The sequence below is a fragment of the Variovorax sp. P4_D9 genome (assembly GCF_056401695.1).
The window spans coordinates 1-9,712 of sequence record NZ_JBFUIU010000325.1; the positions used below are offsets into that span (position 1 = coordinate 1).

Below are 9,712 nucleotides of genomic sequence, written 5' to 3' on the forward strand. Positions count from 1 at the left end.
CAATGCGGCCGGGCTCGCAAGGATGTCCTCGAGCTTCTTCTGTTCCTCGCGCAGGCCCTTGAGCTCCTGCTCGATCTTGATTGCCTCCAGCCGCGCCAATTGGCGCAGGCGGATCTCGAGGATGTCTTCGGCCTGCCGGTCGCTGAGGTTGAAGCGCGCGATCAGCGCCGCCTTCGGATCCTCGGCGGCGCGAATGATCGCGATCACCTCGTCGATGTTGAGCAGCACCAGCTGCCGCCYCTCGAGGATGTGGATCCGGTCCTGCACCTTGCCCAGGCGATGCCGCGAACGCTTCTCGACCGTGATCTCGCGGAAGGCGATCCATTCGTTGAGCATCTGCCGCAGCGACTTCTGCGTCGGCTTGCCGTCGATGCCGACCATCGTGAGGTTGATCGGCGCCGAGGTCTCCAGGGAGGTCTGCGACAGCAGCATCGTGCTGAACTCTTCCTGCCCGATGCGCGAGGTCTTGGGCTCGAACACAAGGCGCACCGGCGCGTCCTTGCTCGACTCGTCGCGCACCCCGTCGAGCAGCGACAGCACCGCGGCCTTCAGCTGCGTCTGCTCGACCGAGAGCGCCTTCTTGCCGGCGCGGATCTTCGGGTTGGTCAGCTCCTCGATTTCCTCCAGCACCTTCTGCGAACTGACGCCCGGCGGCAGCTCGTTGACCACCAGCTGCCATTGGCCGCGTGCCAGATCCTCGATCTTCCAGCGCGCCCGCACCTTGAGCGAGCCGCGGCCGGTGCGGTAGGCGTCGGCGATGTCGGCCGCGCTGCTGATGATCTGCGCGCCGCCCGGATAGTCCGGGCCCGGCACGATCGCCAACAGTTCCTCATCCGTCAGCTTGCCGTTGGCCTTGATCAGCGCCACGCAGGCATCGGCGACCTCGCGCAGGTTGTGGCTCGGGATCTCGGTCGCCAGGCCGACTGCGATGCCGCTGGCGCCGTTGAGCAAGGTGAACGGCAGCCGCGCCGGCAGCAGCCTGGGCTCCTCGGTCGAGCCGTCGTAGTTCGGGATGAAGTCGACCGTGCCCTCGTCGATCTCGTCGAGCAGCAGGCTGGTGATGCGGGCAAGACGGGCCTCGGTGTAGCGCATCGCCGCGGCGCCGTCGCCGTCGCGGCTGCCGAAGTTGCCCTGGCCGTCGACCAGCGGATATCGTTGCGAGAAATCCTGCGCCATGCGCACCAGCGCGTCGTAGGCGGCCTGGTCGCTGTGCGGGTGGAAGCGGCCCAGCACATCGCCGACCACGCGCGCACTCTTCACGGGCTTGGCGCCGACGGTGCCATTGGCKCCGCCGAAGCTCAAGCCCATGCGCGACATCGCATAGAGGATGCGCCGCTGCACCGGCTTCTGGCCGTCGCAGACATCGGGCAAGGCCCGGCCCTTGACCACGCTCAGGGCGTATTCGAGGTAGGCGGTCTGCGCGTAGTCGGCCAGCGTCAGCGCGCCATCGTCTTCGGGGCTCTGCAGATCGAGCGTCGGTTGGGAATCCATGGAAAGAGAAGAAAGAGAGAAAGGTTTGCGGGTCTATGGCGTCGCCGACGCCGCGGGACCGGCGGCCCCTGCGGCTGGCGGATCGGTCGGTTCGGGGAGCGCCGGCATGCGGCGCGCGTCGGACGGCATGTTGCCACGTCCGATGGCGCCGCCCGTCGGCACCATCTCCATGCGGATCCGGCCGCTCGCCTTGCCTCGGCCAAATGCCGCCGCGGGCTTCAGGTAGGCATACAGCTGCAGCACGGTCGCGACGTAGTTCTGCGTCTCGCGGTAGGTCGGAATCTGGTTGCCGGCACGCTGCACCGCCCCCTCGCCGGCGTTGTAGGCGGCCAGCGCGAGTTCGATCCGGCCCGGGAACATCGCGATCAGGTCGCGCAGGTAGCGCGATCCGGTGGCGACGTTGATGCGCGGATCGAACAGCTTGGACTCGACCGAGGCCCGCTGGTCCGCCGCCACGCCGTAGCGCTGCGCCGTCGCCGGCATCACCTGCATCAGGCCGAGCGCACCCTTGGGCGACACCGCCTGCGCATCGAAGCCGGATTCGGTCGCGACCAGCGCCTGCAGCAGCTCGTAGTCGATGCCGTGATTGCGCGACGCATCGCGCAGCGCCGACTTCGCGACCTTGTAGCCCGGCGAGGCCTCGACCAGTGTCAGCAGGGACTGCGAGGCGCGCGGCACCTGGCCGTCGATCGCGCCCTTGCGCCCACGCAGCAACGGCGCGATGCCGTTCGCGGTGTCGAAGCTCCGGCCGCCGCGGAAGAAGAGCTGGTAGCGCTCGTCGATCTTCTCGGACGCGAAATGCGCGCCGCCCTTGTCGTCGATGTAGCCGTAGATGTCGGCGGCCCGCGTCCACAAGGGAAGCATCGCCAACGACACGGCCAGCAGCATCGACCGCCAGGAAGCCTTCATCGAAATCGCCATCCCTGGACTATGGGCGCGCGCACCCCGGCGCGGCGCCTCGCAGCGTCACAAATTGTTCGGCGGCGTCACACATCGATGTCCACGTCGTCGGCCCGCAGTTCCATGAGCTCGCGCCGCGCGGCCGCCTCGCCCTTGCCCATGAGCTTGGTGATCTCGCCCTCGGTGCCCCGGGTGTCGAAGCGCCCCAGACGCACCTGCAGCAGCCGCCGCGTGTCGGGGTTCAGCGTGGTCTCCCACAACTGCTCGGCATTCATCTCGCCCAGTCCCTTGAAGCGGCTGATGCTCCAGGCGCCCTCGCGCACGCCGTCCTTGCGCAGCTTGTCGAGGATCGCCGTGAGTTCGCCCTCGTCGAGCGCATAGACCTTGGAGGCCGGTTTCTTGCCGCGCGCCGGTGCGTCGACCCGGAACAGCGGCGGCTTGGCCACGTACACGTGGCCGGCCTCGATCAACTTCGGGAAATGACGGAAGAACAGCGTCAGCAGCAGCACCTGGATGTGCGAGCCGTCGACGTCGGCATCGCTCAGGATGCAGATCTTTCCGTAGCGCAGGCCTGACATGTCGGGCGTGTCGTTGGGTCCGTGCGGGTCGACCCCGACCGCCACCGAGATGTCGTGGATCTCGGTGTTGGCGAACAGGCGGTCGCGCTCCACCTCCCAGGTGTTCAGCACCTTGCCGCGCAGCGGCAGGACGGCCTGGCTCTCCTTGTCGCGGCCCATCTTGGCACTGCCGCCGGCAGAGTCGCCTTCGACCAAGAAGACTTCGTTGTGCGCCGTGTCCTTGCTCTCGCAATCGGTCAGCTTGCCGGGCAGCACGGCCACGCCGGAGCCCTTGCGCTTCTCGACCTTCTGGCCCGCCCGCTGCCGGGTCTGGGCCGCCTTGATCGCCAGCTCGGCGAGCTTCCTGCCGTAGTCGACGTGCTGGTTGAGCCAGAGTTCGAGCGCCGGCCGGACGAAGCTCGACACCAGCCGCACCGCATCGCGCGAATTCAGCCGCTCCTTGATCTGGCCCTGGAACTGCGGGTCGAGCACCTTGGCCGACAGCACGTAGGAGGCTCGCGCGAAGACGTCCTCGGGCAGCAGCTTGACGCCCTTGGGCAGCAGCGAGTGCAGCTCGATGAAGCTCTTGACCGCATTGAACAGGCCGTCGCGCAATCCGCTCTCGTGGGTGCCGCCGGCGCTGGTCGGGATCAGGTTGACATAGCTCTCGCGCACCGGCTGGCCGTCCTCGGTGAAGGCCACGCACCAGTCGGCACCCTCGCCTTCGGCGAAGTTGTCGGCGTTCTTGTCGGCATGGCCGGCGCCTTCGAACAACGGAATCACCGGATCGCCGTTGAGGGTCTGCATGAGGTAGTCGCGCAGGCCGCCCTTGTAGAGCCAGGTCTGCGTCTCCTTGGTCTTCTCGACCGCCAGCGTGACCGTGACGCCGGGCATCAGCACCGCCTTGCTGCGCAGCAGGTGGGTCAGTTCGTTGACCGGCAGCAGCGCCGACTCGAAGTACTTCGGGTCCGGCCAGGCGCGCACCGTGGTGCCCTGCCTGCGGTCGCGCGAGCCGTCGCCATTGGCCGAGGCGGCCGCGCTTTCCTGCGGCCGCACCTTGAGCTTCTCGATCACGTCGCCGGCCGAGAACGCGAGCTGCGCCACCGAGCCTTCGCGGTACGAGCTCACCTCGAGCCGGGTCGACAGCGCGTTGGTCACCGACACGCCGACCCCGTGCAGCCCGCCCGAGAAGCTGTAAGCACCGCCCGAGCCCTTGTCGAACTTGCCGCCCGCGTGCAGCCGCGTGAACACCAGCTCGACCACCGGCGCCTTCTCTTCCGGATGGAGGCCGAACGGAATGCCGCGGCCGTCGTCCTCGACGCTGACCGAGCCGTCGGCGTGCAGCGTGACCTTGATCTTCTTGCCGTAGCCCGCGAGCGCCTCGTCGGCGGCGTTGTCCAATACTTCCTGAATGATGTGCAGCGGGTTGTCGGTGCGGGTGTACATCCCGGGCCGCTGCTTGACGGGCTCGAGGCCCTTGAGGACGCGAATCGATGATTCGCCGTAACTGCCTGGTTCCTTGCTTGCCATGGCGCGGGATTCTAGGCCTTGGTGCCGGGGCCCCCCGCCGCCCGCCACTGCGCCCCGCGCATCAAAGACCGGCAAAAATTTCAACAATCGCTGCCCCCGGGGCGCCAACCTGCCCACCGGCTTTTAGGTACATTTTCCGGGATGACCTCTTCTTCCCGGCCACTCGGCATCCACCGGGTGCTCATCTGCGGCGCCCTGATCGTCACCCTGTCGATGGGAATCCGCCATGGCTTCGGCCTGTGGCTGCAGCCGATCGCGCAGGAACAGGGCTGGACCCGCCAGGCCTTTTCGCTCGCGCTGGCCGTCCAGAACCTCTCCTGGGGCGTCTTCGGCGTCTTCGCCGGCATGCTGGCCGACAAGTTCGGCGCCCTCCGGGTCATGGTCGCCGGCGCCGTTTTCTATGCACTGGGGCTGGCCGGCATGGCGCTTTCGCAGACGCCGCTAATGTTCGCGCTGACCACCGGCGTGCTGATCGGCGCCGCCCAGGCCGGCACCACCTATGCGGTGATCTACGGCGTGATCGGGCGCCAGATCCCGGCCGAGCGCCGCTCCTGGGCCATGGGCGTCGCGGCCGCGGCCGGCTCCTTCGGCCAGTTCCTGATGGTGCCGGTCGAGGGCCAGCTGATCGCCCGGCTCGGCTGGCAGACCGCCCTGCTGGTGCTGGCCGCCATGGTGCTGCTGATCGTCCCGCTGGCCTTCTCGCTGCGCGAGCCCCGGCTGGCGGCCGCCAGCGGCAAGCGCGAGCAGACCATCCTTCAGGCCGTCCAGGAGGCCTTCAAGTACCCGAGCTTCGTGATGCTGATGGCCGGCTACTTCGTCTGCGGTTTCCAGGTCGTGTTCATCGGTGTCCACATGCCGAGTTACCTGCGCGACAAGGGGCTCTCGCCCGAAGTGGCCAGCTATGCGCTGGCGCTGATCGGGCTGTTCAACGTCTTCGGCACCTACGCCGCCGGGGCGCTGGGTGCCCGGCTGGCCAAGCGCAAGCTGCTGGCCGGCATCTACCTCGGGCGCGCGCTGGCGATCGCGCTGTTCCTGCTGGCGCCGCTGTCGCCGCTCTCGGTCTACGTCTTCGCCGCCGTGATCGGCTTCCTGTGGCTTTCCACCGTGCCGCTGACCAGCGGCATCGTGGCCCAGATCTTCGGCGTCGCCCACCTGTCGATGCTCGGCGGCTTCGTCTTCCTGAGCCACCAGATCGGCTCCTTCCTGGGCGTCTGGCTTGGCGGCTACTTGTACGACCGACTGGGCAGCTACGACCTGGTCTGGTACATCGCGATCGCGCTCGGCGTGATGGCCGCGCTGATCAACCTGCCGGTCAGGGAAAGCGCGATCCCGAGGCAGCGGATCCAGCCCGCCTGATGCCGATGCCCGCCAAGTCCCGCCCTCCGCTGGTCCAGGCCGCCTGGCTCGGCGCCGCGGCGCTCGCGTTGTCGGGCGTCTTCGCCCTCTACACCCGCCCGGGCTTCCTCGTGACGCTGGCCGAACAGGTCTGGAGCTGCTTTTGAGCCACGAGACGCTCGCGCCCTCGCCCTGGATCGTTCGCTGGTCCCATCTGCTGGCGCCCGGCGCCGCCGTGCTGGACGTGGCCTGCGGCGCCGGCCGCCACATGCGCTGGTTCGCCGGCCGGGGCCATCCCGCGACCGGCGTCGATCGCTCGCAGGAGGCCGTCGATGCAGCCGCGCCCTTTGGCCAGGCCGTGCTGGCCGACATCGAGAACGGCCCGTGGCCCTTCGAGGGCCGGCATTTCGGCGCGGTCGTCGTCAGCAACTACCTCTGGCGCCCGCGCCTGGCCGACATTGTCGCCGCGGTCGCCCCCGGCGGCGTTTTGCTTTATGAAACCTTTGCGGCAGGCAACGAGAGCGTGGGCAAGCCGTCGCGGCCCGATTTCCTGCTCCAGCCGGGCGAACTGCTGACCGCCTGCGCCGGCCTGCGCGTGGTGGCCTACGAAGACGGCTTCCTGGCGGAACCCGAGCGTTTCGTCCAGCGCATTGCCGCCGTCCGTCCGCAAACTGCTGCCGCCGCGCCGCCCCGCCATGCCCTGCAGGCCCCCTAACAGGGTCGGCCCGCTGCCGGGGCGCGGGGCCAATCAGTAGAATGGCTGCTTTTCGGGCAAACCACAAAGAGATTCCCTTGGAGCAACTGACAGGTAGCATCGTTGCGCTCGTCACGCCGATGCACGACGACGGCAGTGTCGACTATCCCGCCCTGCGCCGGCTGATCGACTGGCACATCGACGAAGGCACCGATTGCCTCGGCGTCGTCGGCACCACCGGCGAATCGCCGACGGTCGACGTCGAAGAGCACTGCGAGATCATCCGCGTCACGGTCGAGCAGGCCCGCGGCCGCGTGCCCGTGATGGCAGGCTGCGGCGCCAATTCCACCAAGGAAGCGATCGAGCTCGCCAAATTCGCCAAGGGCGTGGGCGCCGATTGCCAGCTGCAGGTGGTGCCCTACTACAACAAGCCGACCCAGGAAGGCCAGTACCAGCACTTCAAGGCCATCGCCGAAGCGGTGGGCGACCTGCCGACGGTGCTCTACAACGTGCCCGGGCGCACCGTGGCGGACATGGCGCACGACACCGTGCTGCGCCTGGCCCAGGTGCCCGGCATCATCGGCATCAAGGAAGCCACCGGCAACATCGAGCGCGCCCAGTGGCTGATCCGCGACCTGCCCAAGAAATTCGCGGTCTATTCCGGCGACGACCCGACCGCCGTCGCGCTGATGCTGTGCGGTGGCCAGGGCAACATCAGCGTCACGGCCAACGTCGCGCCGCGCAAGATGCACGAGCTCTGCGTCGCCGCCATCGCCGGCGACGCCCGGCGCGCAATGCAGATCCAGTTCGAACTGATGCCGCTGCACCGCCACCTGTTCTTCGAGCCGAATCCGATTCCGGTTAAATGGGCCATGGCACGGCTCGGACTCTGCGGCGGTGCCCTGCGCCTGCCCCTCACCGAGCTGTCCGAAAGCGGCCGGCCGGTTGTCGAATCCGCGTTGCGCGCCAGCGGCCTCCTCAAGGACTGACCCCCATCTTTTCAGCGGGCGTTTGCGAACGCCGGCAACCTTTTGCCCGGGCCGCGCTCTGAAGGAGCGGGCACCGCGCCCACCGATTGAGCTCAACCATCCCAAAAGGAAGTAGACGTTGAAAACCATTTCGCGATTCGCATTGCTGGCCCTGGTCGCCGGTCTCGCCGCCTGCTCGGCCCTCGACAGCGACAAGATCGACTACAAGAGCGCCGGCAAGGCCCCGACCCTCGAAGTTCCGCCCGACCTGACCCAACTCACGCGCGAGAACCGCTACGCGATCCCGGGCGGCGCGGTCACGGCCAACGCCTACCAGGCCGGCCTCGCCAGCGCGCCGGGCCAGCCGACCGCGGTCAGCTCGGTCGGCGACGTGCGCATGGAACGCGCCGGCACGCAGCGTTGGCTGGTGGTCAACCGCTCGGCCGACCAGCTCTGGGATCCGGTGCGCGACTTCTGGCAGGAGAGTGGATTCCTGATCACCACCGACCAGCGCAATCTCGGCATCATGGAAACCGACTGGGCCGAGAACCGCGCCAAGCTGCCGCAGGACATCATCCGCGGCACGCTCGGCAAGCTCGTGGAATCGGCCTACTCGACCGGTGAACTCGACCGCTTCCGCACCMGGATGGAGCGCACGCCCAACGGCACCGAGATCTTCATCAGCCACCGCGGCATGGAAGAGGTCTACAGCAGCTCGCGCAAGGACCAGACGGCCTGGCAGCCGCGCGCCAGCGACCCCGAGCTCGAAGCCGAGTTCCTGCGTCGCCTGATGGTCAAGCTCGGCGTCTCGCAAGAGYAGTCGAAGCTCATCGCCGCCGTCGGAACCGCGCCGCAGACCGCCAAGGTCGCCAACGTCGGCGGCCAGCCGGTGGTGCAGATCAGCGAGAACTTCGATCGCGCCTGGCGCCGCGTCGGCCTGGCACTCGACCGCACGGGCTTCACGGTCGAAGACCGCGACCGCGCCGCCGGGACCTACTTCGTGCGCTATGTGCCGCCGAACCCGAACAAGTCGGAACCCAGCGTGTTCGCCAAGCTGCTCAGCTTCGGGCCCGGCAAGACCGAGGCGCCGCTCAAGTTCCGCATCCTGGTCAAGGGCCAGGGCGAGACCAGCACGGTGTCGGTCCTCAACGAGAGCGGCGCGGCCGACAGCACGGCCAATGCGCAGCGCATCGTGCAGGTCATCGCCGACGACCTGAAGTAAGCCGGCCGCTCCCGATGCTGCGCTTCCGCAGTCTGGGCAGCGGCAGCACCGGCAACGCCACGCTGGTCGAGGCGACCAGCGGCGGGCGCACGTCCCGGCTGCTGATCGACTGCGGCTTCGGCCAGAAGCAACTCGACAGCCGGCTGGCGCGGGCCGGCCTCGCGGCCGGCGACATCGACGCCATCTTCATCACCCACGAGCACGGCGACCACATCGGCTGCGCGCGGGCCCTGTCGCGTCGTGAACGAATTCCGGTGTGGATGAGCGAGGGCACCTGGCTGGCGACCGGCGGGCACGATTTCGAAGGCCGTCTCATGCTCGCGCGGGACGGCGTCGACATCGCGGTCGGCGAGCTCTGCCTCCAGCCCTTCACGGTGCCGCACGATGCGCGCGAGCCGCTGCAGCTGCGCTGCACCGACGGCGCGCGGCACCTCGGCGTGCTGACCGACCTGGGCCACGCGACGCCCCATGTGCTGGCGCGCCTCATGGGCCTGGACGCCCTGCTGCTCGAGTTCAACCATGACAGCGAGTTGCTGGCGGGCTCGGGCTATCCGCCCTTTCTGAAGCAGCGCGTGGGCGGCAATTACGGCCATCTCTCGAACGAGGCCGCCGCGGCCATCGCGCGCGCGGTGCACCACGGCGGCCTGCGCCATGTGGTGGCAGCCCACCTGAGCGAACAAAACAACCGGCCGGACATCGTGCGCCGCACGATGGCCGAGGCGCTCGGCGCCGTCGAACACGAAATGCTCACCGCCACGGCCGCCGAGGGATCTCCCTGGCTCGACCTGTGAGGCATCGGGATAGGGGGCAGTCTTCCTAGACTGCGCCCCTCCCACACCACCCGGCATGCGGGTCCGCACCGGGCGGTTCGAGAGTTTTAGGTCATGAGAGTCTGGGTAGTCCCATACGGTCAAACCAGGCGATGTTCAGCACGCTGTTGAGCTGCTTGGCGCTATTGCGCCACCAGYGGCGGCTGTTGGCCGCCACCCGTTGCGCCGTCGCAGGACTGGCGCCC

At 68.4% G+C, this 9,712-nt stretch carries 9 protein-coding genes; 6 read left to right on the forward strand and 3 right to left on the reverse strand.

Annotated elements, in window-relative coordinates; all coding sequences use genetic code 11:
- The 3 genes from AC1DY5_RS29135 to AC1DY5_RS29145 all read right to left on the reverse strand — a co-directional run.
- Positions 1–1,491 (reverse strand): DNA topoisomerase IV subunit A (locus AC1DY5_RS29135; protein WP_478117076.1); only part of this gene is annotated, 1,491 nt, incomplete at its 3' end.
- Between the two features lie 33 nt (positions 1,492–1,524).
- A complete protein-coding gene (locus AC1DY5_RS29140) occupies positions 1,525–2,400 on the reverse strand; it encodes a lytic transglycosylase domain-containing protein (RefSeq protein WP_478117078.1) in 876 nt (291 codons plus the stop codon).
- A gap of 77 nt (positions 2,401–2,477) precedes the next feature.
- Positions 2,478–4,478 (reverse strand): DNA topoisomerase IV subunit B, encoded by a 2,001-nt coding sequence (locus tag AC1DY5_RS29145; protein WP_478117080.1) that lies wholly within the window; start codon positions 4,476–4,478, stop codon positions 2,478–2,480.
- 141 nt (positions 4,479–4,619) lie between these two features.
- On the opposite strand from AC1DY5_RS29145, the gene AC1DY5_RS29150 reads away from it, so the two are divergent.
- The 6 genes from AC1DY5_RS29150 to AC1DY5_RS29175 all read left to right on the forward strand — a co-directional run bounded on the left by AC1DY5_RS29150 (position 4,620) and on the right by AC1DY5_RS29175 (position 9,488).
- Positions 4,620–5,834 carry an MFS transporter gene (locus AC1DY5_RS29150; protein WP_478117082.1) on the forward strand — a complete coding sequence of 405 codons (1,215 nt, stop codon included), beginning with the start codon at positions 4,620–4,622 and terminating at the stop codon, positions 5,832–5,834.
- A gap of 5 nt (positions 5,835–5,839) precedes the next feature.
- Positions 5,840–5,980 carry a hypothetical protein gene (locus AC1DY5_RS29155; protein ID WP_478117084.1) on the forward strand — a complete coding sequence of 47 codons (141 nt, stop codon included), beginning with the start codon at positions 5,840–5,842 and terminating at the stop codon, positions 5,978–5,980.
- Positions 5,977–6,528: a class I SAM-dependent methyltransferase gene (locus AC1DY5_RS29160; protein ID WP_478117086.1), complete on the forward strand. Its 552-nt coding sequence runs from the start codon at positions 5,977–5,979 to the stop codon at positions 6,526–6,528. Before AC1DY5_RS29155 ends, AC1DY5_RS29160 begins: the two co-directional genes overlap by 4 nt.
- A gap of 41 nt (positions 6,529–6,569) precedes the next feature.
- Positions 6,570–7,496, forward strand: a complete 927-nt coding sequence (gene dapA / locus AC1DY5_RS29165; protein ID WP_478117088.1) for a 4-hydroxy-tetrahydrodipicolinate synthase — start codon at positions 6,570–6,572, stop codon at positions 7,494–7,496.
- Between the two features lie 118 nt (positions 7,497–7,614).
- The gene (bamC, locus tag AC1DY5_RS29170) at positions 7,615–8,697 is read left to right on the forward strand and encodes an outer membrane protein assembly factor BamC (RefSeq protein ID WP_478117090.1); all 1,083 of its coding nucleotides are present in this window, start codon (positions 7,615–7,617) and stop codon (positions 8,695–8,697) included.
- Between the two features lie 14 nt (positions 8,698–8,711).
- Positions 8,712–9,488 carry an MBL fold metallo-hydrolase gene (locus AC1DY5_RS29175; protein ID WP_478117092.1) on the forward strand — a complete coding sequence of 259 codons (777 nt, stop codon included), beginning with the start codon at positions 8,712–8,714 and terminating at the stop codon, positions 9,486–9,488.
- The last annotated feature ends 224 nt before the right edge of the window (positions 9,489–9,712 follow it).

Bases quoted from the DNA above. Each gene is read 5' to 3' on its own strand.
- AC1DY5_RS29145 (WP_478117080.1), bottom strand. From the start codon at position 4,478: ATGGCAAGCAAGGAACCAGGCAGTTACGGCGAATCATCGATTCGCGTC.
- AC1DY5_RS29150 (WP_478117082.1), top strand. From the start codon at position 4,620: ATGACCTCTTCTTCCCGGCCACTCGGCATCCACCGGGTGCTCATCTGC.
- dapA (WP_478117088.1), top strand. From the start codon at position 6,570: ATGGCTGCTTTTCGGGCAAACCACAAAGAGATTCCCTTGGAGCAACTG.
- AC1DY5_RS29155 (WP_478117084.1), top strand. From the start codon at position 5,840: ATGCCCGCCAAGTCCCGCCCTCCGCTGGTCCAGGCCGCCTGGCTCGGC.
- AC1DY5_RS29175 (WP_478117092.1), top strand. From the start codon at position 8,712: ATGCTGCGCTTCCGCAGTCTGGGCAGCGGCAGCACCGGCAACGCCACG.
- AC1DY5_RS29140 (WP_478117078.1), bottom strand. From the start codon at position 2,400: ATGAAGGCTTCCTGGCGGTCGATGCTGCTGGCCGTGTCGTTGGCGATG.